The 25,802-nt window shown below is 46.3% G+C and carries 17 protein-coding genes; 5 read left to right on the forward strand and 12 right to left on the reverse strand.

Annotated features, from left to right (window positions below; all coding sequences use genetic code 11):
* Positions 1-10 precede the first annotated feature (10 nt).
* The 3 genes from glgX to malQ all read right to left on the reverse strand — a co-directional run bounded on the left by glgX (position 11) and on the right by malQ (position 6,993).
* A complete protein-coding gene (gene glgX / locus L5M51_RS08610) occupies positions 11-2,206 on the reverse strand; it encodes a glycogen debranching protein GlgX (RefSeq protein ID WP_173497054.1) in 2,196 nt (731 codons plus the stop codon).
* A 1-nt stretch (position 2,207) separates the two neighbouring features.
* The gene (gene glgB / locus L5M51_RS08615) at positions 2,208-4,439 is read right to left on the reverse strand and encodes a 1,4-alpha-glucan branching protein GlgB (protein WP_263172351.1); all 2,232 of its coding nucleotides are present in this window, start codon (positions 4,437-4,439) and stop codon (positions 2,208-2,210) included.
* A gap of 127 nt (positions 4,440-4,566) precedes the next feature.
* On the reverse strand, positions 4,567-6,993 hold the full coding sequence (gene malQ / locus L5M51_RS08620; RefSeq protein ID WP_263172352.1) for a 4-alpha-glucanotransferase: 2,427 nt from the start codon (positions 6,991-6,993) through the stop codon (positions 4,567-4,569).
* Between the two features lie 566 nt (positions 6,994-7,559).
* On the opposite strand from malQ, the gene L5M51_RS08625 reads away from it, so the two are divergent.
* Complete coding sequence (locus L5M51_RS08625) at positions 7,560-8,189, forward strand: peptidylprolyl isomerase (protein WP_028760712.1); 630 nt, start codon at positions 7,560-7,562, stop codon at positions 8,187-8,189.
* Positions 8,190-8,276: 87 nt separating this feature from the next.
* Here L5M51_RS08625 and L5M51_RS08630 read toward each other — a convergent pair whose 3' ends face one another.
* The 6 genes from L5M51_RS08630 to betI all read right to left on the reverse strand — a co-directional run bounded on the left by L5M51_RS08630 (position 8,277) and on the right by betI (position 14,919).
* The gene (locus L5M51_RS08630) at positions 8,277-8,753 is read right to left on the reverse strand and encodes a MarR family winged helix-turn-helix transcriptional regulator (protein ID WP_006080852.1); all 477 of its coding nucleotides are present in this window, start codon (positions 8,751-8,753) and stop codon (positions 8,277-8,279) included.
* A gap of 102 nt (positions 8,754-8,855) precedes the next feature.
* Entirely contained in the window at positions 8,856-9,560 is a 705-nt protein-coding gene (locus L5M51_RS08635) for a TorF family putative porin (protein WP_263172354.1), read from the reverse strand.
* Positions 9,561-9,574: 14 nt separating this feature from the next.
* On the reverse strand, positions 9,575-10,792 hold the full coding sequence (locus tag L5M51_RS08640) for a BCCT family transporter (protein ID WP_263172356.1): 1,218 nt from the start codon (positions 10,790-10,792) through the stop codon (positions 9,575-9,577).
* A gap of 372 nt (positions 10,793-11,164) precedes the next feature.
* Positions 11,165-12,850: a choline dehydrogenase gene (betA, locus tag L5M51_RS08645; protein WP_263172357.1), complete on the reverse strand. Its 1,686-nt coding sequence runs from the start codon at positions 12,848-12,850 to the stop codon at positions 11,165-11,167.
* Positions 12,851-12,859: 9 nt separating this feature from the next.
* Entirely contained in the window at positions 12,860-14,323 is a 1,464-nt protein-coding gene (betB, locus tag L5M51_RS08650; RefSeq protein WP_263172359.1) for a betaine-aldehyde dehydrogenase, read from the reverse strand.
* Positions 14,314-14,919: a transcriptional regulator BetI gene (gene betI, locus L5M51_RS08655; protein WP_198572099.1), complete on the reverse strand. Its 606-nt coding sequence runs from the start codon at positions 14,917-14,919 to the stop codon at positions 14,314-14,316. The genes betB and betI overlap by 10 nt, the downstream gene beginning before the upstream one ends.
* A 601-nt stretch (positions 14,920-15,520) precedes the next feature.
* Here betI and yiaY point away from each other — a divergent pair.
* The 3 genes from yiaY to L5M51_RS08670 all read left to right on the forward strand — a co-directional run bounded on the left by yiaY (position 15,521) and on the right by L5M51_RS08670 (position 18,367).
* Positions 15,521-16,669, forward strand: coding sequence for an L-threonine dehydrogenase (gene yiaY, locus L5M51_RS08660; protein ID WP_263167149.1), 1,149 nt, complete (start codon positions 15,521-15,523; stop codon positions 16,667-16,669).
* Positions 16,670-17,506: 837 nt separating this feature from the next.
* Positions 17,507-17,872 (forward strand): hypothetical protein, encoded by a 366-nt coding sequence (locus L5M51_RS08665; protein ID WP_028760718.1) that lies wholly within the window; start codon positions 17,507-17,509, stop codon positions 17,870-17,872.
* Between the two features lie 288 nt (positions 17,873-18,160).
* A complete protein-coding gene (locus tag L5M51_RS08670; protein WP_028760719.1) occupies positions 18,161-18,367 on the forward strand; it encodes a hypothetical protein in 207 nt (68 codons plus the stop codon).
* Positions 18,368-18,447: 80 nt separating this feature from the next.
* On the opposite strand, the gene L5M51_RS08675 is transcribed toward L5M51_RS08670, so the two are convergent.
* The 3 genes from L5M51_RS08675 to aceB form a co-directional block, all read right to left on the reverse strand.
* On the reverse strand, positions 18,448-18,816 hold the full coding sequence (locus L5M51_RS08675; protein WP_006080843.1) for an acyl-CoA thioesterase: 369 nt from the start codon (positions 18,814-18,816) through the stop codon (positions 18,448-18,450).
* 534 nt (positions 18,817-19,350) lie between these two features.
* On the reverse strand, positions 19,351-20,676 hold the full coding sequence (aceA, locus tag L5M51_RS08680) for an isocitrate lyase (RefSeq protein ID WP_028760720.1): 1,326 nt from the start codon (positions 20,674-20,676) through the stop codon (positions 19,351-19,353).
* A 139-nt stretch (positions 20,677-20,815) separates the two neighbouring features.
* The gene (aceB, locus tag L5M51_RS08685) at positions 20,816-22,465 is read right to left on the reverse strand and encodes a malate synthase A (protein WP_263167146.1); all 1,650 of its coding nucleotides are present in this window, start codon (positions 22,463-22,465) and stop codon (positions 20,816-20,818) included.
* Positions 22,466-23,325: 860 nt separating this feature from the next.
* Between aceB and L5M51_RS08690 the strand changes: the two genes are divergently transcribed.
* Positions 23,326-25,770, forward strand: coding sequence for a TonB-dependent receptor (locus tag L5M51_RS08690; protein ID WP_263145121.1), 2,445 nt, complete (start codon positions 23,326-23,328; stop codon positions 25,768-25,770).
* The last annotated feature ends 32 nt before the right edge of the window (positions 25,771-25,802 follow it).

Here is a 25,802-nt window from a genome sequence, read left to right on the forward strand (position 1 = left end):
CCTTCATTTCCTATAAAATCAAATCAGCATGAAAAAGCATGAGACTACGATCTTGCAGTAAGTATCGCGTCGCAGAGATCTGAACATCCAGCGGCTCAGTTTGGGTATGAATAAGGCATTGCCACGGACTCAAGTGCTCGAATGTCGGCAGGGTAAAAGCGAGAGGATTGTCGTCGGCATTAACCATCAACAGCAAAGCTTGCTGCTTGCCTTGATCTTCTAAATCACCGGAAAGCACCACAGACAAACTGCGGCACATAGATTCGGTCCACAAGCTCTTGGTCATTTGTTCACCTTGGCGACTAAACCAATCTAATCGAGTACCAATATCGGCTAAGGATTCAGCCAATAACTGTTCGTGAATGAAACGCTTAGCACATAACAGCGGGAAACGTTTCCGCAGGGCAATAAGCTGTTGAGTAAAGGCCAACAACTCAGTGTCCATGCCCTTTGCCGACCAATCAAACCAGTTCAGTTCATTGTCTTGGCAATAGGCATTATTGTTGCCTTGCTGAGTGCGGCCCGTCTCATCACCGCTCAACAACATAGGCACACCTTGAGATAAAAATAGCGTAGTCAATAAGTTACGTTGTTGACGACTGCGAAGCTCCAGAATTGCGCTATCTTCGGTTTCCCCTTCAATCCCATAATGATGGCTGAAGTTTTCTTGGTGACCGTCGCGATTATCCTCCCCATTTGCCAAGTTATGGCGCTGGGTATAACTCACCAAGTCTTTAAGTGTAAAACCGTCGTGACTGGTTAAAAAATTAAGACTGGTCGCAGGTGGACGGCCACTGTGCTCAAAAAAATCCCCCGAGCCGTGAAAACGTCTGGCAAATTCGGGCAACATGCTGTGATCGCCTCGCCAAAAGCGGCGCATAGTGTCTCTATATCTGTCATTCCATTCGCTAAAAGCCACGGGGAAATTGCCCAATTGATAACCACCGGGGCCGATATCCCAAGGCTCAGCAATTAATTTCACTCGGCACAAAACAGGGTCTTGTAACAATGCATCGAAGAAACCTGAGCCGGCATCAAAACCATAGGCCTCGCGACCTAGGCAGGCCGCTAAGTCGAAGCGAAACCCATCGACGCCCATGATTTCTACCCAGTAACGCAGCGAATCAAGCACTAGCTGCAACATGCGTGGATGGTTGATATTTAAGGTGTTTCCGCAACCCGTATCATTAATATAAAAACGCTTATCATTCGGATGCAGACGGTAATAACTGAGATTATCTATGCCACGAAAACTAAAGGTCGGCCCAAGTCGACTCCCCTCGGCGCTGTGGTTATAGACCACATCGAGGATCACTTCGATACCTGCGCCGTGAAGTGCATCCACCATGGCCCGAAACTCACCAATATCGTCGGATGACAGATAACTCGGCTCAGGGGCAAAAAAACCGATACTGTTGTAACCCCAATAGTTAGTGAGCTTTTTCTCGAGCAAAAATGGCTCAGTGAAAAAGGCCTGTACAGGAAGTAACTCGACGCACGTCACCCCAAGTTCGGCCAAATAATCGATAGCTGGCTGAGTCGCTAAACCCGCAAAGGTGGCACGTTTATGGGGTTCAATCTCAGGATGCACCGCCGTAAAGCCTTTAACGTGCATCTCATAAATGATGCTGCGCTCTAGGGGTTTGGGCTGAAACCTCGTCGCAAGGGGCTGAATCGACTGCTTGGCAGCTATCTTGATTAATGGACGAATGTCCACGACCTTGCATTTTGGCACATAGGCAGCGTTATCTAACTTACTGAAAGATAAATCTTCATCCATGTGGTTCAGCTCGTAACCATAGTTAGACTCATGGTCGCGATATTCACCAACGAGCTGGCGCGCATAGGGGTCGAGCAATAATTTATTGGGGTTAAATCTGTGACCAAGCTGAGGCTCATAGGAGCCATAAACGCGATAACCGTAGAGTTGCCCCGCCTTAAGCCCTTGCACAAACACATGCCAGATTTGCTGGGTTTGTTCAGTTAACGCAATACGCGCGACTTCTTGCTCGCCATTGTCATCAAATAAACATAACTCGACCGCTGTGGCGTTAGCTGAAAATAACGCAAAGTTAACGCCATCGCCCTCAACATTAGCACCGAGCGGAAAAGGCTCACCTACCCCTAACGCCCATTTTTCGCTTTGAAATGGGTGGTTTTTAGCGTCAGGGTTGAGCTTAATATCATCAGCCGTGGGCTTTTGCATGCTAGTTAGCCTCAGCCAATCCAGTTGCAGGCCCTATCACTAGGCAGCCCAAGGGCGGCACAGTGATCAGCGCGCTCTGCGCCATTCCTTGCCACGGCAGCGACTCAGCAACCACAGTGCCCGCATTACCTTGATTACTGCCACCATAAATCTGGCTATCGCTATTAAGATATTCGCGGTAATCCCCCGCCAAAGGCAAACCAATACGGAACCCAGTGTGTAATTGGGGCGTCATGTTGATGACAAACACTAACGGCGCATCACCCGCTAACCCGTAACGCACAAAGGTAAAGATGCTGTCGCGGCTATTCTCACAATCTAGCCAACTAAATCCTGCGCCCTCGTAATCCTGAACCGATAAGGCTGGCATTTTTTGATATAAGTGATTGAGATCTTTAAGCCAACGCTGGACGCCTTGGTGCGGCTTGTAAGCCAATAAGTGCCAATCTAAACTCTGGTTATGGTTCCACTCATTTCGCTGACCAAACTCGCAGCCCATAAAGAGTAATTTCTTACCTGGATGCCCCCACATAAAACCGTAATAGGCACGCAGAGTTGCAAATTTCTGCCAATCATCACCGGGAATTTTATGCAGCAACGAACCCTTGCCGTGGACCACTTCATCGTGACTCACGGACAACATAAATTGCTCGGTATAGGCGTACATTAAACTGAAGGTCAATTGATGATGGTGGAACTGGCGGTAAAACGGGTCACGGCCTAAGTAGCTTAAGCTGTCGTTCATCCATCCCATATTCCACTTAAAACCAAAGCCAAGACCTTGCTGATCCGTCGGCTTAGTCACCCCCGCAAAAGCGGTGGACTCTTCGGCAATCATGCAAATGCCGGGGAAAGCTTGGTACAAGCGTTGATTCAAAATTTGTAAGAAACTGATAGCCTCGAGATTCTCCCGTCCACCATAGGCATTAGGCAGCCATTGGCCCGGCTCGCGGCTGTAATCGAGATACAACATAGAAGACACGGCATCGAGACGCAGGCCATCAAAATGAAACTCCCGCAGCCAATAACAAGCATTACTCAACAAGAAGCTGCGCACTTCACCGCGATCATAGTTATAAATCAGGGTATCCCAATCGGGATGTGTACCCTTGCGAGGATCTTCATGTTCATACAGACATGTGCCATCAAAACGCACTAAGCCGTGGGGATCCTTAGGGAAATGCGCCGACACCCAATCGAGGATAATACCAATCCCCGCCTGATGGCAGGCATCCACAAAGGCCTTTAACCCATTGGCATCGCCAAATCTGTGGGTAGGCGCATAGAGACCCACAGGCTGATATCCCCACGAACCATCAAAGGGAAACTCGCTGATCGGCATCAGTTCGATGTGGGTAAAGCCTTGCTCCTTCACATAGGGAATAAGCTGTTCAATCAAGTCTTGATAATCAAGATATTGCTCGCCTTGCTCTCCCTTACGACGCCACGAACCTAAGTGCACTTCGTAGGCCGACATGGGCGCTTTATGCCAAGCAGTCGCCGCTCGCTTACTCATCCAAGCGGTATCATTCCAGCTATGGTGGGCTTTTTTGGGCACGATAGAAGCATTGTGGGGCGCGCATTCCATTTGGGTTGCCATAGGATCGGATTTAGTATGGCGCTCACCATTTTGATAAACCAAATCAAACTTATAGTGTGCACCTTCAGCCACATTGGGTAAAAATAGCTCCCATAAACCATTGGCTATATGTTGGCGCATCACATGGCGAGTATCATCCCAATGGTTAAAATCTCCCACCACAGACACCCGCTTAGCATTGGGTGCCCACACACAAAAATGCACACCTTCGACGCCTTGGGTTTGACGCCAGTTGGCACCTAAAAATTCATAGGCGCGCTCGGCGCTGCCTTCACCAAACAGGTAAATATCATCACTATTGAGCAGTGAATTAAACTGATAAGGGTCGACTATATCTAACTGACACAGGGGATATTCCACCCGTAGCAAGTAGAGAAACGGCTTGACGCGTCGTCCCAAAGTGCCGGCGAACAGTCCCTGCTCGTTGACCTTATCCAGACTCGCCACTTTGCGGCCATCTTTAATGCTGATCACATCCACACTGAGGGCATTGCGAAAAAAACAACGAACAATTAATGCCTTACCCTCGTTGGCACTGTGCATACCCAAGAGCGAAAAAACATCAGTGTATTGACCATTAAGTAGGGCGACGTCGGCACCATCGTAGAAATAGGCATTGGCTTGAGTCATCATTTTTCTTCCGTTTATCAGTCAATTAAACTTGCAAATTGGCACTCTTTACCCACATCCCCCTAATAATCTCATCTTTAGGGATGGCATAATGTGGTGCGACATAGGCAGCCTTTCGCTGGTGCTAGATTTAGCTCGGTAGCTGTCTCGCCACAGCGATATTTTGTAATCGCTGCAGTATCTCTGGCGAAGTCGACACTTGCGTTAAATTCAGCGGCAGGCGACGCTGCCAATTTGGATATTCGAGCCAAGTACCGGGAATGTTCACCGCATGGCGATCGGCTAATAAATCGCACAGTTGCACGCTGTATAGCGCACTATTACCGCAAGCTCCTAAGGTCATCCAAGCCGTGAGCAAAGTTTGAATATCGAGTTCGGCTATCGCCACCTCGGCTAACAGACCTTGAGCGACTAACAGTGAAATGAGTTGCTGCTTTTCATGTTCACGCCCAGCAAGCGCCTCGCCTAGCTGGTCGTCAGTTTCAAACAGGGATAACTGTCGACGCAGGTGTAAATCGCTGCCACACCACCAAGCCACTAAAGTCGGCACATCGTGGTTCGCCAGCATCATTAAGCTTTGGGACTTATATTGATCCGGTGATTTAAAGCCTTGATGGTCTTTGCAGAAATAGAACAACTCGTTGGAATAAATGCCAGAAGTGTAGAGACGATGAATAATGTCAGGTGGCACCAGTCCTAAATCTTCGCCAATCACCACACAGCGAGCACGTTGGCTCTCAAGGCAAACGATGGCAAGCAAGGTTTCGACGGGATAATACACATAGGCACCGTGACCGAGTTGCTTATCCAGCGGCCACCACCAGAGTCGCAGTAAGCCCATCACATGATCGATACGCAAAGCACCACAGCTTTCCATATTGGCGCGGATCAAGGCGATAAAATGACTAAAATTATGTTGTTTTAACTTAACCGGATCGAGTGGCGTTAAGCCCCAATTTTGTCCTTGGGGTGCAAAGGGATCGGGCGGTGCACCTATGCTGGCATTTAAACAAAACTGCTCGGCATTAGCCTGTACTTCACTGCCCTGCAGCGCTGCACCGACGGCCAAATCACGGATCAATCCCAGCCCCATCCCCACCTCTTTAGCTTTTAGCTGACAGAGGTGTAACTGCTTTTCAGCCACAAATTGCAGGTAAAGATAGAAACCTTCCTCTTGCACAAACGCTTTAGGACTACGCAAATATTCCGCTTGAGCAAACTCTTGTAGCGCACTGCCCTGCTCACGCACAAATTCATGGAATCTTTGCGCTCTGGGCGTGTCGTTCGCCAGATGCGTATCACAAAAAACGCGATATAACTGCTCAAAGGCACGGTATTTCAGCTCGCTCACTTTAGGATAATCGAGCCAATTATCACGATTCAGTAAGGCGATAGCCTCTACCCAAGAAGCGCTTGAAAATTCAGTGGCAAGTGCTTGGTATTCAGGAACACTTTGTAATTGTATATAAAGAGGATTAAGTCTACGGCGATCGCACGGACTATAGGGACTCGGATGCTCTGGCGCCGCAATGTCGAGGGCATGCAAGGGATTGAGTTGTATAAAATCCGCGCCTTGCGCCGCCACCAGCCCGATCAGTTGTTCTAAATCACCAAAGTCGCCAATGCCACATTGGCTCTCGCTGCGCAAACTGTAGAGTTGAACGCTGATCCCCCAAGGTTTATGGCGTTTACCTTGGGCGACAGCCGTGAGTACGCCTTGGTAGGCGGCCCGCGGCGCCACCATTAAGGTGCCAGAGAACAAAGTACGAGTATCAGCCTCTGCCGTCACACTGCTCTTTAGCGCCAAGCTTGCCGCTTGTGTACTTGTCGATAGGGTATGTTTTAAGCTTAAGGCTATGCGATGAAAGCCCAAACCTAACACAGAGAAATCACTCGCATTTTTGTCGGCTGCATGCGCAAATGAGTCTTGGTTTTTTGTGAATGCAGGGTTGTTAGTGAACTCTTGGCTGCTCAGGAAGTAGGACGCTAAATTCACCGCCTCAGTCTCGGCGGGCATTAAGTTGTCAGGGAAAGCTTGGGTCTTGGCCTCAGCTAAATCGAGGCGTGCGAATCCCTGTTGCGTAAGATCAAGGCGATAGTGTAGATAAAGCGTTTGTTCAATGCGGTAATCGCCAATGGACTTAAGCGCCGAGAAAGGCACATCGAATACGATGGACTCACCCTGTTCGCATTCAATCGCCACACTCAGATCTGAGGTATAGGTTTCTGGTAAACAAAGGCTTATCCAAGGTTCATCCACAAAACACCAATGGAATTCAGGTAGAACCTGAGTCCAAGGACGGGCATCCAGTAAATCAATTTGCGACGCGATCAGTGCTTCGGTCAATACCGCATCGACACAGGTCAGCCCAGCATCACTCGATAACGCTTCTGTAGCAGGAGCATCAATGGCAGTCCCTGCCACGCTGTTTTTTTCCTGTAACATACAGGTCAAGATACCTTGCCTGTCTACCTCGGAAATATGGATATTTTGGCCAAAACAATCAGTAAATTCTGCTCCAACTCCCCGCAAATACAGCAACTTTTCCAGCCCCATATTTTGTCGCCCCCGCGACCGCTCATCCATAGCTTTAGATATACAGTAACCATGCCAACGAAAAGTAACAAGAAGATGACATAAATACTTCAGAGAAATAACAAAAAACATTTTCAAAAAATCAGTAACTTACTAGAAGCACTCAGTTAAGTTGGCGCTCAGTAGCTATCAGGATATAAAGAGTGGAATGCACTAAATTGGGGCATGCGTTCAGCAAGAGGGCAAGCATGGCTCCTAAAGCATGCAATAAGTGAAGAGCAAAGGGATAGAAATAACATGACAAGCGTAAGTCATTTTTATGTCATTGTGTTCAGACTAATACTAACAAATACGTCAAGTTACATATTAACCACAGATATCAGTGCAACACTTTGTATCAATTGCGTTTTATAACTTGAACAGCCTATCTCTCCTCTGTCAACATCTCGTCTCGCTACAGCATAGAAACATAATAACAACATTAAATTCATGGAACCTGATATGCCCTCACATATACGCCAGTGGCTCAAGCCCATGGAATGCTAAAGCAAAAACACCCCAATGATGATTGAGAATAAGGATATGAAATGAAGAAGTTATCAGGATTACTATTTGTCGGCTGCATAGCCTTGACGGGTTGTGAAGGAAGTACAGATGGTGATTTAACGCCGACGCCACCGACGCCCGATCCCACTCCGCCAGCCTTAGCTGCGGATGTGTGTTATTTAATGAAAACCACAAAAGGCGATATCACACTTGCCATTGACTTAACTAACATGCCAATCACAGGTAAAAACTTTAAGCAGTATGTTGATAAGTCTTTCTATAACGGCACCTTATTCCATAGAACCATCAATAACTTTATGATCCAAGGCGGCGGTTTTACCACTGGTCTCAAAAGCAAACCGACCAGTGCCTCAATCAAGAATGAAGCCGCAGTCGGTATTAGCAACAAACGTGGCACTATTGCGATGGCAAGAGCAAATGCACCTGATACCGCTGCCTCTCAGTTCTTTATCAATGTATTAGATAATCCACATCTAGACGCGTCAGCGAGTAGTTATGGTTATGCCGTGTTTGGCAAAGTGGTTGACGGCATAGAGGTGGCAGATCAAATCAGCATAGTCCCAACAAAAAATATCGAAGGCTTCCAAGACACACCAGTACAAGAGATCCTCATCAATTCAGTAACAGAAACAAGCTGCCCTGCAGTCTGATCTAACGCTTAATCGGCTAAAAGCAAAAAAGCACTGAGAATTCAGTGCTTTTTTATCTTATAACTTTAGTCGTTGAAAAAACGAAACTTACTCATCCCCTTGGATCTTCCCCACCAAGAGCATAGGCGCCGCATCAATTTTATCGGCGTCCATCATAGTCGCGATACGCTCAACGGCTGAGAGCAATTGACTCTGCTCCCATTCTTCAAGATTCTGATAACGCTTAATAAAATGATCCTGTAGCGGTTTAGGTGAGTCCTGTAACAGCGCTCGGCCCGCATCGCTAAGGTATAAATGCACCTTACGTTTGTCAGTCTCACTGCGCAGACGGATCACTAAACCACGGCCCTCGAGTCGATCGATAATGGTCGTCACAGTTGCAGGGCTCAGCGTAATTTCTTCCGCCACGGTTTTAGCCAATGGCGCATCCAATTGGGCGATTTTCTGCATCACCATCAATTGCGGCCCAGTTAAACCTGAGTGTTTGTTTAGCTGGCGAGAATGAATGTCGATAGCGCGTATCACTCGGCGCAGCGAAATAAGCAGTTGTTCGTACTTTTCCATCGTTCTTTTCATTCTCCCCATTCTAAGCAACGAGTGCACCTTACCAGAAAGCGCGACTGAACTCACCCACGGGAGGCACTTTTATGGTAAAAGTCCCTTAGATTACAACATGAATTGACGCGATACCGACAACACTAAACGCTCGTCACTGGTATCTAAGTTCATGCTGGTATCTTCGGCGGCAAGGCTAAAATCAAAGCCACTCCAGCTGGTCAGATAGGCGATACGGAAATGATTAAAGGATTTGCCACCATCCCATGACCATTTATCCTCATCAAGTGATGTCGAGCGATCGACACTAAAGCGAATATCATGCCCTTCAGCGACACTGACAGTATGGCCAAGCAACATAGTGTAATGCTCACCACCCAAACCAAAGTAATCCCATGTATAGGTCAACTTAGCCTCAGAGTGACCCAGTGAACTATCATATCCTAACTTGCTATACAGCTCAGGATAGTTGTACTCATCGGAAAACGACTCGCCGTGGTAAGTGTAATAAGCCAGTCCGACATCGAAACTCAGTTGCTCATTGAGCTGATAAAACTTACCCGCATAGGCATCGAGCTCCAACCAAGTGTCATCGTTCCCCCCAAAGTCGACGTTCGACGTAAACCCACCCACATACCATCCCGAATCAAAACCGTAATCCAGACTGCCTTGCAGTGCTGGGCCGCTATCCGTTTGGCTAACACCGTTAAAAGTGTAATCCGACGTCGCCGTCACAGTGGCCGATAATCCGGCATTGGCCGCTGTTGACACCAATAACAACCCTCCAGCGACAAGATAAAAACATTTTGATTTCATTATTAATTTTTCCATTAGTTGGCTAGCTCAATTTTAGTAAAGTCGATTTTGTTCTCTTTTGGCGAGCGCTCAATGGCACGAACAGTTTGCAATTGCGTCATCATGATGTAACCAAAACAGCTAAAGATCAGGCCCAGTGCGATTGCACCAACCCATTGAATTTGAAGAAAGTCTAATTGAAAGAGTAATGTCAGGCTGCAGAGCAAGACTAAGTTAAAGCTGACATATTTAAACTTGCCTAACCGCTCAATGGTCAAATTAAGATTATCGGTATAGAGGCGCACCAGTGAGTCGAGTGAATTGATTACAAAGGTAATTCCCACAATCACCATCGCCAGATTATAGAAGCCCGAGGTATCTAAGCCATTGGCGCTGTAGTAATAAAGTACAGTGAACCAAATCGCGATGGGGATAGACGGAAACACCATCATGGCCAGCAGCACTTGATAGGTTTTCATCCCGCCAACAAAGCGCGAGGTAAATTGACCAATCATAATGCTCCATGCAAACCACCAGAACAGATAAAACTCATGGTAGTCGTTGATGGGTAACACAAAATGTTGAATATTGCCGAAGTAGTCACCCAGCATGGCAAAGGTCGTAAAGAACTCGCCCACACTCGAGTCAGCCGATAAAAATGCACTGGCCCACATCATGGCAATCAAGCCTAAAAATAACCAAGTGCTCGCCAGACTCAAGATACGCACATAACGTATGCTAGTGCTAGAATACACAGCCGCGGCGATCACCATAAATACGATTAAATAGAAGCTACCGACTATGGTTTCGCCATCACCTAATTCGGGTAAATACCAAGGTAAATTGCTCAATAGCAAATAGGCGGTAAAGGCGCAGGTGCCAATAATTACGATATTATTGATGAACTTAACCCAAGGAATATCGAAGAATCTCACCCTAGGCTCGATGACACAAAAATAAAAACAGGTTAAAAAGTAGAAGCTCCAAATCAAGAAGGCCCAGAAGCCAAACTCAATCGCCAGCGGATTACTAAAGCCGTATTCAGGACTCGCCGCCACATTGGCGTAACCCGCAAACTCGGTGAGCGGAAACATGATCAAGCCGACATCAAGTCCTGAGGTAAACAGAATCGCGATAAAGGTAAAAGTACGCACAGGCGTCACGCCGATACAGCGAATATTGCCCCAGCGATAAATCACAAACGCAATCGCGGCAAAAGTGAACAGTATCCCTGCGGATAATAACCAAGTCATAATGAGCACTCAGTCCCAGTCGATACTGGGTATAAGTCGGCATCTGGATATAAACCCATAAAATGTAACTCCATGTTTTTATTTAATAATAAAAACTGAACCATTTTTAAAGGCAACGTTCTGCCCTCAAGCCTTAAATATCGCTACTTAAAAACACTCCGCGATAGTTAAACCCTGATAGATGATCAGTCGTGAAAGCGGTCATTTGCACACTCACTGCGGGCTGACCGACCCTTTAGATAAAATGAATCATGACCCTTTTGAGTAATCAATTAATGAGTTTTGAGCCATCAATTAATGAGTCACTTCAAAATTGAAGCCGCCAGTCCGTCGATACGACGGACTGAGCAGGCGTGTTGTTAACTTATGGCTTTAACTTGTCGCAGTACTTCTTTGTGTGGTTTGCCAAGCGTCGGCAACCACAACGGCGGAATCTGCTGGCACTAACATCTCAGCCTCTAAAATCAGATCCGCGGCGCGCTCAGCCAACATTATGGTCGGCGCGTTCAAATTGCCGTTCGGGATAGTCGGGAAAATAGAAGAATCCACCACCCGTAAATTCTGCAATCCGTGCACGCGGGTTTCGGGATCCACCACCGCCATCGCATCTGTGCCCATCTTGCACGAACAAGAAGGATGATATGCACTCTCAACCGATTGACGCACAAAGGCATCGATTTGCGCATCGGTTTGCACTTGTGTGCCGGGTTGAATTTCCTCACCGCGATACTCATCGAATGGCGCTTGATTGATGATCTCACGGGTTAAGCGCACGCAGGCCCTAAAGCCTTCAATATCATCGGGATGCTGTAAATAATTGAACTGGATCTTAGGTGGCGCTTTAGGATCTGCCGACACTAAGGTCACGGCACCACGACTCTTAGGCTTGTTATGGCCCACATGTACCTGAAACCCATGACCCGCAAAGGCTTCTTTGCCATCGTAACGCATGGCCGCAGGTAAAAAGTGGTACTGTAAATCCGGCCACTCCAGACCCGCTTTTGAGCGAATAAAACCACAGGATTCAAAGTGATTTGTGGCCCCTAGGCCAGACTTATCTAAGATCCAACGGGCCCCGATTAAGAACTTGCTGAAAGGATCTAACTTGCCATTGAGTGAAATCGGTTTAAGGCATTTGAATTGGAAATAAAACTCTAAATGATCCTGTAAATTCTGGCCGACACCGGGTAATTCATGTTGTAACTCGACCCCAGCATCAGCCAATACTTGGGGATCACCAATGCCTGATAATTGCAACAAATGCGGCGAACCTATTGAGCCCGCGGCTAAAATCACATCTTTGTTACAACGAATATCTTCAACTTTACCTTTGTGCTCAATGCGAACGCCAACGGCCGCTTGCCCTTCCAATAACACTTTATGCACTAAGGTATGAGTCAACACAGTAAGGTTACGTCTGGCCATCGCTGGGCGTAAATAGGCATTGGCGGTTGACCAGCGTACGCCTTTTTTGACCGTCATATGCATAGGGCCAAAACCTTCTTGCTGCGCCGCATTATAATCGGCGGTCGATAAATACCCCGCCGCAATGCCCGCATCCACAAAGGCTTGATATAAAGGATTCTGCATTTGATTACCGTTATTCACCCCTAACGGCCCTGACTCACCGCGATACTCATCACCACCAAAGGCCCAGGTTTCCGCCTTCTTAAAGTACGGTAAGCAGTGGCTATAATCCCAATCGGTCGCCCCTTGCGCCTGCCACTCATCAAAGTCCCTGGCATGACCACGAACGTATACCATGCCGTTGATCGACGATGAACCGCCAAGCACCTTGCCCCGAGGACAATGCATCTTGCGATTATCTAAATACGGCTCAGGCTCAGTTTCAAACTGCCAAGCATATTTAGGGCTGTTCATCGGAATTGATAACGCCGTAGGCATTTGAATAAAGATGCTCTTATCGCTGCCTCCGGTTTCTAATAACAGCACTTCGTTTTTAGGATCCTTTGACAAGCGATTGGCGAGCACACAACCCGTTGATCCTGCACCAACTATGATGTAGTTATAATATTTTTGCTCTAATGACTGAGTCAAAATGCCTCCTTAAAATGGGCTTTCTAAGGGCTGCAGACCCACATAAACGGCTTTAACTTGGGTGTAATGCTTGAGTGTCTCGCTACCGTTTTCACGGCCAATACCCGACAACTTATAGCCACCTACAGGCATTTCGGCTGGCGAGGCGCCATAAGCATTGATCCAGCAAATACCCGCCTGTAACTGATGAATGACCCTATGAGCACGGCTAATATCTTGAGTAAACACCCCAGCGGCCAAGCCCATAGCGGTATTGTTTGCCCGAGCAATCACTTCGGCTTCCTCTTTAAAGGTGAGTACCGACATCACAGGGCCAAAGATTTCCTCTTTACAGATGCGCATCTCGTCGGTGCAATGGGTGAAAATCGTCGGGGCAACAAAGTAACCATTGGGAGCATTATCAGGCGTTAATGCTGTGCCACCGGTGAGCAGAGTTGCGCCGTCATCGATACCTTGCTGAATATAATCGAGTACTTTTTGCTGGTGATCTTTGGAGATCAAGGCGCCAAAGTTAGTCTCTGGCGCCATAGGATCGCCCACCACAATATTAGTTTGAGTACGCATAAGCAGTTTTTCGATAAAGCGTGGATAAACTGACTCATGGACAAACACCCGCGTCCCATTGGTACATACTTCACCTTGGGTATAAAAGTTACCGAGCATGGCACCTGAAACCGCATTGTCGATATCAGCATCATCAAACACGATAAGCGGTGATTTACCACCGAGTTCCATAGTGACGTCTTTTAATGAACTTGCCGCCGCGGCCATGACTTTTTTACCGGTACCGACTTCACCCGTGAAGGACACTTTGGCAATATCTGGATGCCCCGTTAACCAAGCGCCAACCTTGCCGTCACCCATCACGACGTTAAATACGCCATCGGGCAGACCCGCCTCACTAAAGAGTTGCGCCAATTTCAGTGCGCCAAGCGGCGTTTCTTCCGAAGGTTTAAAAATCATCACATTGCCGCTAGCTAAGGCAGGTGCGGCCTTCCAACAGGCGATTTGCAATGGATAATTCCACGCGCCAATGCCAGCACAAATGCCTAAGGGCTCGCGGCGGGTGTAATAAAAATCCCCACCGACTTGCTGCTGCGCGCCTTCAAGCCCAGGGGCAATATGGGCGAAAAACTCGATAGCATCTGCGCCTGTGACCACATCAACCACTGAGGCTTCTTGCCAAGGTTTACCTGTGTCGCACACTTCGATTGCCGCGAGTTCATCATTACGAGCCCGCAATAATGCGACCGCGTTTAACAGAATACGGCTGCGTTCGGTGGCACTCATGGCAGACCAAATCGCAAAGCCTTTTTTGGCGCTTTCGATGGCCGCTTGCTGAATTTTTTCATCGGCCACTTGCACTCGATACGCCAATTGCCCCGTGGCGGGATTGACGACGTCGAAGGTTTCGCCGCTATCGTTTGCGAGCAACTGACCCGCAATAAAGTTGTACTGTACTTCTACTGACATGTTTTGACTCCATGCTGCTTTATCACATTGTGGATAAAGGTTTTGCATAATTTTTCGGCCTGAACAAAATCCTGCTCAGGGGTTTCACTTAAGGCGCTGCGTAACCAGAATCCATCGATCATCGCCGCCGTTTGCTCAGCAGCCATCAGGGCAAACTCTTTGGGCAACACGTGCCGAAAGGAAAAATGTAAGTTGCTGTATAAGCGGCGACTATTGATATTCTGCAAACGGGCTAACTGGGGATCGTGGACGGCCTGTGCCCAAAAACTCAGCCAAGTGTGAGTGACATTTCGCGAGCGTTGTAACTCGGTAAAATTCGCTTCAACTATCATCATTAAGCGCTCTGTTGGCGCCAACACTTGTCCTTGGATTCGATTGAGCAACGCTTGCTTTAACTGCTCGAGCAAGTGGCGCAGCGTCGCTTGGATCAAGCCCTGCTTACCACTGAAATAATGACTGATGATCCCCGACGACATCCCCGCCAACTGACTAATGCTGTTGATGGTCGTGTGCTGCAATCCATGCAAGGCAACCGATGCTAATGTCGCATCAATAAGCTGCTGTCTGCGTATCAATTTCATGGCGGTTTTAGGCATAAATACTCAAGGAATAACCACTATCTCAATACTCTGAACGACGTTAATTGAACGTTCAATTAACAATCATGATAATGATTAGTGATGTAACTATCAACCTAAAATAGCACAGTGACAAAGCTCACAAGTTAGTTATGTAAAAAAGAATTAATCTGTAAAAACAAGATAAATGTATAGATTTCTTTGACTTACGGCCCTACCACAACCACAGCAGCACGCATAAATTAATATTAGATATCAAACTAATTAATTGGAGTTAATGCTACAAATGAGAGTATTCATGAGGTTTAACCTCTGTTAGATTTAACAATTGAGCCGTCAAACTCTGGATAAGAAAGTGGGATAAAAAGTAAACGAAAAATGCACAGAAATGATGCATCACCAGGGGCGCTAACAACGCTAAAAAAACCATATCGTACGCCAACACTAATACCCGTCATAAAAGTCCGAAATTTAGTTACCCAGTTCCAACTTTAGTGGGAAATTACCCTCAGATAAGCGCCGAACTCGATCAAGCTCACACTTTCACTACCTCCAAATTGGTAGCTTGATCACCAGAAAAGAACACAACTTAATCTTTACAAGCAAATAGGTGGATTTTATGGCTGCTAAATTTTTTATTCCTTCTGTCAACGTATTAGGCCAAGGCGCAGTGGATGATGCTATCGGTGACATCAAAACCTTAGGCTTTAAACACGCACTCATAGTGACAGATAAACCCTTAGTCAAGATTGGCTTAGTGGGTGAAGTGGCCGAAAAACTCGGTCAAAATGGCATTACCGCCACCATCTATGATGGCGTACAACCTAACCCAACAGTGACGAACGTCGAAGCGGGTTTAGCCCTGTTAAAAGCCAACAAGTGTGACTTTGTGATTTCACTCGGCGGCGGATCACCCCATGATTGCGCCAAGGGTATCGCCCTTGTTGCCACCAATGGCGGCAGTATTAAAGACTATGAAGGGTTAGATCAATCCGCAAAACCACAGTTGCCGTTAGTAGCCATTAATACGACGGCAGGCACAGCCAGTGAAATGACGCGCTTCTGTATCATTACCGACGAAGCCCGCCACATTAAAATGGCGATTGTCGATAAACACACCACGCCTTTGCTGTCGGTCAACGACCCTGAGTTAATGCTGAAAAAGCCTGCGAGCCTAACTGCCGCAACCGGTATGGATGCACTGACTCACGCGGTTGAAGCCTATGTGTCTATTGCTGCTAACCCGATCACCGACGCCTGTGCGATCAAGGCCATGGAATTGATTCAAGCTAACTTAGTCAACGCAGTTGAAAACGGTCAAGACATCAACGCCCGTGAACAAATGGCCTACGCCCAGTTCTTAGCGGGTATGGCGTTTAACAATGCCAGCTTAGGTTATGTGCATGCGATGGCGCACCAATTAGGCGGTTTCTACGATCTGCCCCACGGTGTGTGCAACGCCCTGCTGCTGCCCCATGTGCAGGAATACAACGCCCAGGTCGTCCCTGCTCGCTTAAAAGACATTGCCAAGGCTATGGGCGTGGATGTGTCTGCGATGACAGATGAGCAAGGTGCCAGTGCGGCGATAGCGGCAATCAAAAAACTGTCTGTTGCGGTTAAGATCCCTGAAAACCTGACCTTATTAGGCGTGAAAGCGGAAGATATTCCAACACTTGCGGATAACGCGTTAAAAGATGCCTGTGGATTCACCAATCCAAAACAAGCGACCCATGCGGAGATCTGTCAGATCTTCACTAATGCGCTGTAATCGCCATACCTTACCAATCGCAAGTTAGCACACAACAATCGTGCGCTAACTTGCTGGATAACGACTTATTGTCCTGCTAGTGAGTAAACACGACTTCATCCTCCAATGAATTCGTTTTAGGCCCCAATAGTGCACAGATTATTGCTGCACTATTGGGGCCTTTTTTACACCTGTATCAACAAGATGGCGAGGTAAGTTGCTATCTTAAAAATTGAGTAACAAAAACCAACATAAAACTCAGTGTCTATGCACCTTTGCACTGACAAAACACTCACAAATCAGCATATTCAAGAAGAAAGGATCTGAACCTAAAATATTCATAGCAAAATGATATAAAAAACGTGATCTCTGTGGGTTACAGACTGTTACAGATCCGATAAGATGGCCCCAGTTCGCTTTTTCCCTGCAAAAGATGAAGCCAGCTGAGAGGCCCGTTCTAACGAATGGGCCTCTGTCCATTCTTCCTTCTGCGTTTCCTCTGCGACAACTTATGCTGCCAGTTACCCGTATAGCTCCCATCAAAGTTTAATTAACCTATTTACTCCGCTGTAAACTCTTTTTATCAATAAGACTTACTGACGACCAAGTTGTTGCTTTATTAATCAGTAATTCAGCAAAAGCGAAACTTCACCCAAAACTGAGATCTAGCACAAAGTTATTGGCATAAAACTCATGCTAAATAGAGACATGACAGATTAAGTAAATGGTTAATTTTCATGCAGTAACTATCCTTCTCCGTCAAAAAACATCAAGGCTATATAGACTTAATTAATGATTGACCGAATTCAAAAACGATGCCTATGATGGCAACAATATCCTCGAACAGGTAGGTACGCTATGACTGCAATCACCCATGTATATAACTACACAGTTAGATGTCCACATTACAAAGATCCTGAACATCCCGTTACTTGGTTAAATCATATTGAAATGAACCAGTCCTGTGAGATCGCGTTAAATCGCATCACTAAATGGCACGAGCTTTCTGGGGAAAAAACCTTCGAAACGAATAAGTTTGTGGTTCGTAAAGCCGAAAATGAAGACGCTTACTTCTCAATGCAGAGTGACAGACTCAAAAATGACGGCCATGCCTTAGTCACCTTTAAAATCTTTTTAGACGATTGCTGTGACGATGCGGCGCCAGAAGAAATCATGCAGCACCTGATTGAAGACTATCAACAACGCTTAGCCAAACTCGAATAATCTTTGCAGTATTATTTAGCGACCTTAGACGCCAGTGCGCAAAACGCCACTGGCGTTTTTATTTGTCGAGTTCGATAACTCAACCCTCGACGTCATTTACTGCTTTCTGTTTCGCTCACTCGGTTGACACTCGCCCAGAAGCATTGCAACAGCGACTCGGCAGATAATATCGCCATAGCGTGATTCAGCTCAAGATCTGTTATATTGTCCCGAATGTCATTTAGCACAGTAAAAATGGCAAGGCCCAGTAAATTGAGTTACGAACTTAAATTGAGGATTAGCATCACAATGAATAAAGCGACACTCATTATTATTCCTTTATTACTCGCTACATCCGCCTGTGCGGATTTAAAGGACGCAGGCCGTGCCATCGGCACAACGACTAAAGAAGTCACCACTGAGATAGGCCACGCGACTCGAGACACGACAAAAGCCATAGGTCATGCTTCACGGGATGCGGTCAAATCGGTAAAAGAAGATTTAACCAAAGACTAATGACAGTGACGCCTAGGCGTCACTGCTCATTTTAAGCATCTTATACATTTAATCATCACGCATTTTAAGCGCCACGCCCCTTAAGCCGCATTCGCCCGAATACCATGGGGCACAGGCAATCCTTGGGCATTAACATGCACGAACACCATCTTATCTATGCTCACCACTGGCGCCTGCGTCATCTTATTGCGTACTTGACAGCTGACAGTAATCGAGCTGTGGCCGAGACTCACCAGCTCCAGACCAAACTCAATCACATCCCCTTGATGCGCTGGCGTCATAAAGTTGATTTCAGAAATCAGCTTAGTCACATGGCTCGTGCTCTTCATCTGGCAGGCAGCAAAGATAGCGGCCTCCTCATCTATCCAACTGAGTAACTGACCGCCAAACAGGGTATTTGCTGGATTTAAATGTTCAGGTTTAACTAAACGGCGACTGTAATATTTCATGGCGGTGACCTCAATGTGAATGCCAATAATCAGCTTTAATGCACTGTAACTTCCCTTGATATTAAGAGCATTTTTCAGGCCACATTTGATAGCTATTAAATAACAATGAGATAGCAATAAGCTGCTGTAAAATAATCCGATTATTGCACCAAGTCGCATCAGAGTTGCACCATATTAATCAGCGCAATAATGAACCAATAAGCAAAAAAATAGCGACTCATAGAGTCGCCAAGCTAAGGCAAGCAAAAACTTACTGGGTAGGAAGTTAAGTCACAAGGTTTGACTTAAAAACCCGCGCAGCACATGTAGGCGAACTGCACGGGGACAACAGCTGCAAAGCAGCTAAACACAGGCTTACGGGTAACACTCTTTCATACTCAACTCGAGATTTAAGCTGCAAGCTCGGTAACTCATCACAGTCCGCTCTTGCCCTCTATTTCGAGTTTTTAACCACGCCTCACCACAAACATCAGCATAAGGCGTGCTAAGGAGTGATCCACAATCACAATGGATCATCCTAAGCGCTTCTACTGCTTAAAACTGCTCTTCTTCGGTAGACCCAGTCAGTGCAGTCACTGAAGAATGGCCACCTTGAATAACCGTAGTCACTTGGTCGAAATAACCTGTGCCCACTTCCTGTTGATGCGCGACGAAGGTGTAACCTTTCTTCGCAGCAGCAAACTCAACTTCTTGAACTTTTTCAACATAATGCTTCATGCCTTCGCCACGAGCATAGTCGTAAGCGAGGTCGAACATGTTGTACCACATGTTGTGGATGCCGGCTAAAGTGATGAACTGGTACTTGTAGCCCATGTCTGACAATGCTTGTTGGAAGCGCGCGATAGTGGCGTCATCCAGATTTTTCTTCCAGTTGAACGAAGGCGAACAGTTATACGCCAAAAGTTGATCTGGGTATTGAGCATGAATCGCTTCAGCAAAAACCCGCGCTTCTTCAAGATCCGGTTTAGCGGTTTCACACCAAATCAAATCCGCATAAGGGGCGTAAGCTAGACCACGAGAAATCGCTTGGTCAAGACCCGCTTTCACACGGTAGAAACCTTCATTGGTGCGCTCGCCAGTCACGAAATCACGATCGTATGGGTCGCAATCTGAAGTCAACAAATCGGCCGCGTTAGCATCGGTACGGGCGATAACTAGTGTATCGACACCGCTCACATCCGCCGCTAAGCGTGCAGCAACCAGCTTTTGTACCGCTTCTTGGGTTGGCACTAATACTTTGCCGCCCATGTGACCACATTTCTTCACTGAAGCTAACTGATCTTCAAAGTGAACACCGGCAGCGCCCGCGTCGATCATCGACTTCATCAGTTCGAAGGCATTTAATACGCCGCCAAAGCCCGCTTCTGCGTCAGCAATAATTGGCAGAAAGTAATCAACAAACTTTTCATCTTCTGGATTAACGCCATTGCCCCACTGAATTTGGTCGGCGCGACGGAATGAGTTATTGATGCGTGACACCACAGCTGGCACTGAGTTGGCTGGGTATAAAGATTGATCTGGGTACATAGTGCCGGCTAAGTTAGCATCGGCTGCCACTTGCCAACCTGAAAGGTAAATCGCTTCGATACCCGCTTTCGCCTGTTGTACCGCTTGACCACCCGTTAACGCACCCAGTGAATTCACATAGCCTTTTTTAGCGCCACCGTTAACCAATTCCCATAACTTAGCAGCACCGCGCTTAGCTATAGTATTCTCAGGCACGATTGAACCGCGAAGCGCAACCACTTCTTCTGCGGTATAAGGACGACGCACGTGTTTCCAACGTGGGTTTTCTGCCCAATCTCTCTTGATTGCATCAATCTGTTCTTGACGTGAAGTCTGAGTCGTTGCCTTAGTCATAGTGTCGCTCCTTTATCTTTGATGTTGTAGCTATCATGAAACTGCCCCCAGTTTCACTCTGCTAAATTATTTGGTTGGCGGTAGCCCCGCCACAGCTAAATCTGGTTTACCTAAAACGGTTCAAGCAAATGGGCTCATCCTAGGCTGTCAGCATTTCGTAACCGGGTAAGGTTAAAAAATCGACCAGCTCGTCGGAGGTGGTAATGTCTTCAAGCAACACCGCTGCTTGGGTGAATTTGCCATGGGTGAATCTGTCGCTACCCACTTCTTTTTTCACGTTCGACAGCTCTTCAACCAACATGTCTTTAAAGAGTTGTTTGGTCACTAATTTGCCGTTTGACAGCGACTTACCGTGTTGGATCCATTGCCAAATTGAGGCTCTAGAGATCTCAGCCGTAGCCGCATCTTCCATTAAGCCGTAAATAGGTACACAACCGTTGCCGCTGATCCACGCCTCTAAATACTGCAGGGCGATACGAATGTTCAGACGCATCCCTTGTTCAGTGCGCTCACCATCGCAGGTTTTAAGTAACTCACTAGCCAGAATTGGCGCGTCTACATCACGGGTAATATGTAATTGATTACAGTGATCTTGGCCTATGTATTCGTTGAAAATCCCCATAGCGGTGTCGGCAAGGCCAGGGTGCGCTACCCAAGTGCCATCGTGGCCGTTACGCGCCTCAAGCTCTTTATCTCGACGAACTCGCTGCAATACGGCTTCGTTCTGAGCAGGATCTTTAGCAGGAATAAAGGCTGCCATGCCGCCCATCGCTAAAGCTCCGCGTTTGTGACAAGTCTTAATCAAGAGTCTTGAATAAGCGCTTAAGAAAGGCGTATCCATAGTGACGGCTTGGCGATCCGGTAAGACTCGGTCGCTATGACGTTTTAATGTTTTGATATAGCTGAAGATGTAATCCCAACGACCACAGTTCAGTGCGACGATATTGGAACGTAGTTCATAGAGAATTTCGTCCATTTCGAACACGGCCGGTAACGTCTCGATCAGGCAAGTACATTTAATCGTGCCCGCTTGCAGACAAAATCTTTCCTCAACAAAAGCAAACACTTTTGCCCACCAGCGCGCTTCTATATGACTTTCTAACTTAGGAATATAAAAATATGGACCACTGCCCTTGGCCAAAAGTTGGCGATAGTTGTGGTAGAAATACAGTGCGAAATCAAACAGTGAGCCAGGAATCGCTTTTCCATTAAACTGCACGTGTTTTTCTTTAAGGTGCAGACCACGAACGCGGCAAATAAGCACTGCAGGATTTGGCCCTAATTTGTAGTGCTTACCTGTGTCCGGTGCTGTGTACTCAATATCACCACGCACGGCATCACGTAGATTGATTTGACCTTCGACGACTTTTTCCCAGCTTGGTGCTAAAGAATCTTCAAAATCGGCCATAAACACTTTGGCATTGGCGTTGAGTGCGTTAATCACCATCTTACGTTCAACGGGACCTGTGATTTCTACGCGGCGATCGAGTAAGTCATCGGGAATACCACGAATCTGCCATGCACCATCACGAATAGCGCGGGTTTCAGGCAGAAAGTCTGGTAATGATCCTTTATCGATACGCGCTTGCTTATCTTTACGTTTAGCGAGTAAGGCGGGTACTTCGTCGGCAAATTCACGACAAAGGGATTCGAGTAAGGCGACAGCCCCTTCGGTAAATATGACTTCTTGGCCTGGAATGTCACGACCCACAATATTAAGCGTGGCGTTTGCTGTAGCTTTACCCAGTGTCGAATTCAATTGCTGTTCACTCAAAGTGTGTTCCGTCATCTTGATGCCCTCCCAAGAGGCTCCACTATCACAGGCTTAGCGCTGACATATAAAGCAGTAGCATCCCCAATCACCGCTGCTTATAAACTCACCAAAAAACCATCAAATGTTTGTTTCGAACTAAAACTTACCGACAAACGTTTGTATTTGCAACAGTCCAAGATTGACAAAAACATGCATTAACCTAAGTAGAAACCATGCTAAAATTGGTCTGACCAAACAAAAAAACAAACAACAAACAACTGATAAATATGCAATTAAACATTTTAATCACATATGACAATTGCAGTTAAATGAAACTTGTCAGACAACTTTACCAATCAATACGCAAAGTAATTAATTACGTAATTAAATAACTAATAGTAAATTAATTATTACATCATTTTTACTCTATTAGACCTAAGTAGAAAATGCTCAATGTTTTGAACTAACCTAGAGGTAAGTCAGATAAATTCATATAAATCATAATGATAAAGACTGTTGCTATTGCCACAAATTAAAACGACCGTTTCATTTTGACGTTTACGTAAACGAAATAAGTGTCGTGTGCGATTCAAACTAAGTACCAGGTTGCGTTTCCCGATCAACAAGGTGGGATGTGATGGTTAACTCAAAAAATAAATCACTTTTTTATAAAAAAAATGAAACAAATTTGACATTACAGCGGGATGGAGCTTAGACGCGACTTTTTATGAAGCTTTTCTCCTGCGAGAACCCATACCTTACTTCCTCAAATACATGCCTTTTCGTAACACTTATTCGCAGCACTGCACATTTCAACCACGACATCTGAAACATATGTTGCCAACTCAAATGCAAATCATTACTATTCGCAACCTATTTATTTGGGGGAACCATTAATGAAATCATTTCGTTTGTCACTAACTGCACTCGCCTGCCTTTCCGTTTTATCGCAAACTGCATCCGCCGAAGCTAACTCGGTATCAGCAAATACTGAAGCCAACGTTGAGCGCATCACGGTTTATGGCAGACAAAACTCAGTGGTGAAAAATTCAGGGCTAGCGACTAAATCCGACATGTCTCTCATGGAAACACCCGCTGCAGTTGTAATTGTTGACCAAGAACTGATCGAAACCCAAGGTACAGATAATCTACAAGACTTGATCCGTAACATCAGTGGTGTGACTCAAGCGGGTAATAACTATGGCATCGGTGACAACATAGTCATCCGTGGTTTAGGCGCAAATTACACCTATGACGGTATGTATGGCGGTGCAGGCCTAGGAAATACCTTCAACCCCACGCGCTCTTTAACCAACGTTGAATCCGTAGAAGTATTAAAAGGCCCAGCGACTGGGCTCTATGGCATGGGGAGTGCTGGCGGCGTCATCAATTTAATTGAGAAAAAACCGCAATTCGAGTCAAAAAACAAATTTACCGCCGAAGTTGGGCAATGGGATACCTACTCTCTTGCTCTGGATAGCACGGGCGGCCTGAGTGATGATGTCGCCTACCGTTTAGTGGCCAAATCCGGCCGCAGTGATGGCTATCGCGATATAGGTACAGACAGAGACGAAATCTATGGTGCCTTAAAATGGGTGTTAAGTGATAGCCAAGATGTAATGCTTTCAGGTGCTTACATAAAAGATGCTATCGCCGTTGACTCTATTGGCCACCCGATTCGGATTTACAATGCTGATTCAGTCGGCGGTAAGAGCGCGGGAGAGGTCACTTGGCAGGATTTGATCAACGATCCAAGTGGTAAGGGTCTACAACTGACCGATGCACAGCGTCAGCAGTTAGCGGCCTCGTTGTCAGGCGCTGATGGCTTAAGGCCCTATTCGTTTGGTGATGCAGGGCTGATTTCACCAATGGCGAAGGACAATGAAGGCGAAGAGTTAAGATTTAAACTAACCCATAATATTTACTTCAACGATAATCTGTTTCTTAATCAGCAATTACAGTATCGCGACTACACTTCAGGCTTCGCCCGCCAAACAGGTGCTTATAACTACGTCTACTGGAAACAAGGCAAAAACCCGATCAACACTGATCCCCGCGCGCCATTAGTTGAAAACGGCGAACTTTATCCTTTTGCTGCAAGACGTCAGGAATACCGTAAAGTGGATGCCGACGAGACTTCGTGGCAGTACTTTGCCGATCTACGTTATGATTTCCAGCTCGGCGCTGTCGACAATGAATTGCTGCTCAATGCCAACTATGAAGATCGTAATATTCGTTTCCAACAATATTCTATCTACGATGCGGATCAAATCTTTAAAAACAAAGATGGCAAAATCATTTACCAAGGATCTCTGCCTTATATATACGACATCCGCAATCCTAATTGGGGCACAGGTAAATTCGAGGACTATGACCCACTCAAAACCGCTAACTATGACAAAAAAGTCAGCGCTTGGGGCGTAGGCTTACAACATGTCAGTTATCTGCCATACGGCTTTACCACACGTATTGGTGTTGCCTTTAATGAAATTAAACAAGCCTATGAGCACTTTGGTGTTGATCCACGCTATAGCACTAGCCAATCCCAAGCAACACCAGAAGCTGATACCACAGATAACGGTATGACCTATAACCTAGGGTTAACCTACATGCCGATTGAGGATTTATCATTTTTCATCAACCATTCTAAAGGGCGCACCGCTTACAGTGTACTTGATGCAGTAAAAGATAATGCTACCGACCGAGATGATTCAGAATCAATTAGCAATGATGTAGGTATGCGCTTTAAAGCATTTGAGGATCAATTGCTTGGCTCACTGGTATTCTTTAAAAGCTCGCGTACTAATGTCGCCTATAACAACCCTGATTATACCAATGGCATATTAACCCCTAATATTCCCGTATATTTTTACGATGGCAGCGAAGATACTCAGGGGGTCGAACTCGATCTCAATGCCCACCTGAATGATCAATGGCGCGTTAACCTTAATGGCATGTACCAAGATGCAAGGGATAAGCAAAACCCGAATGACGTCGCAAATTACGACAGCCGTCAAAAAGGTGTGCCTTATGTCACTGCCAGTGCTTGGGTTACCTATGGCGCGGATTGGTTTAGATTATCAAGCCCAATCGAGCTGAGCCTTGGTGCAAAATTTGTCGATGATCGCAGTACGCACTCAAGCTCATTTGGTATTCCAGACGGTTACGTGCCTAGCTATACCGTCGTTGACTCGGCAGTGAGCTACAACGCGGATTCTTGGAAAATCCAGCTGAACATTAATAACCTTTTCAATAAAGACTATTACAGTAAAGCCATGTTCCTCGGAGGTATGCCGGGTGAAGAACGCAACGTCAAACTGCAATACAGCTATAGCTTTTAACACTTAAACATCAGCGTTAAATTTGATGTTGT

It is taken from the genome of Shewanella sp. SM73, assembly GCF_025653795.1.
GTDB lineage: Bacteria > Pseudomonadota > Gammaproteobacteria > Enterobacterales > Shewanellaceae > Shewanella > Shewanella oncorhynchi.

Coding starts and splice junctions, on each gene's coding strand:
- glgX (WP_173497054.1), bottom strand. CDS start 2,206: ATGCAAAAGCCCACGGCTGATGATATTAAGCTCAACCCTGACGCTAAA.
- glgB (WP_263172351.1), bottom strand. CDS start 4,439: ATGATGACTCAAGCCAATGCCTATTTCTACGATGGTGCCGACGTCGCC.
- malQ (WP_263172352.1), bottom strand. CDS start 6,993: ATGGGGCTGGAAAAGTTGCTGTATTTGCGGGGAGTTGGAGCAGAATTT.
- L5M51_RS08625 (WP_028760712.1), top strand. CDS start 7,560: ATGAAGAAGTTATCAGGATTACTATTTGTCGGCTGCATAGCCTTGACG.
- L5M51_RS08630 (WP_006080852.1), bottom strand. CDS start 8,753: ATGGAAAAGTACGAACAACTGCTTATTTCGCTGCGCCGAGTGATACGC.
- L5M51_RS08635 (WP_263172354.1), bottom strand. CDS start 9,560: ATGAAATCAAAATGTTTTTATCTTGTCGCTGGAGGGTTGTTATTGGTG.
- L5M51_RS08640 (WP_263172356.1), bottom strand. CDS start 10,792: ATGACTTGGTTATTATCCGCAGGGATACTGTTCACTTTTGCCGCGATT.
- betB (WP_263172359.1), bottom strand. CDS start 14,323: ATGTCAGTAGAAGTACAGTACAACTTTATTGCGGGTCAGTTGCTCGCA.
- betI (WP_198572099.1), bottom strand. CDS start 14,919: ATGCCTAAAACCGCCATGAAATTGATACGCAGACAGCAGCTTATTGAT.
- yiaY (WP_263167149.1), top strand. CDS start 15,521: ATGGCTGCTAAATTTTTTATTCCTTCTGTCAACGTATTAGGCCAAGGC.
- L5M51_RS08665 (WP_028760718.1), top strand. CDS start 17,507: ATGACTGCAATCACCCATGTATATAACTACACAGTTAGATGTCCACAT.
- L5M51_RS08670 (WP_028760719.1), top strand. CDS start 18,161: ATGAATAAAGCGACACTCATTATTATTCCTTTATTACTCGCTACATCC.
- L5M51_RS08675 (WP_006080843.1), bottom strand. CDS start 18,816: ATGAAATATTACAGTCGCCGTTTAGTTAAACCTGAACATTTAAATCCA.
- aceA (WP_028760720.1), bottom strand. CDS start 20,676: ATGACTAAGGCAACGACTCAGACTTCACGTCAAGAACAGATTGATGCA.
- aceB (WP_263167146.1), bottom strand. CDS start 22,465: ATGACGGAACACACTTTGAGTGAACAGCAATTGAATTCGACACTGGGT.
- L5M51_RS08690 (WP_263145121.1), top strand. CDS start 23,326: ATGAAATCATTTCGTTTGTCACTAACTGCACTCGCCTGCCTTTCCGTT.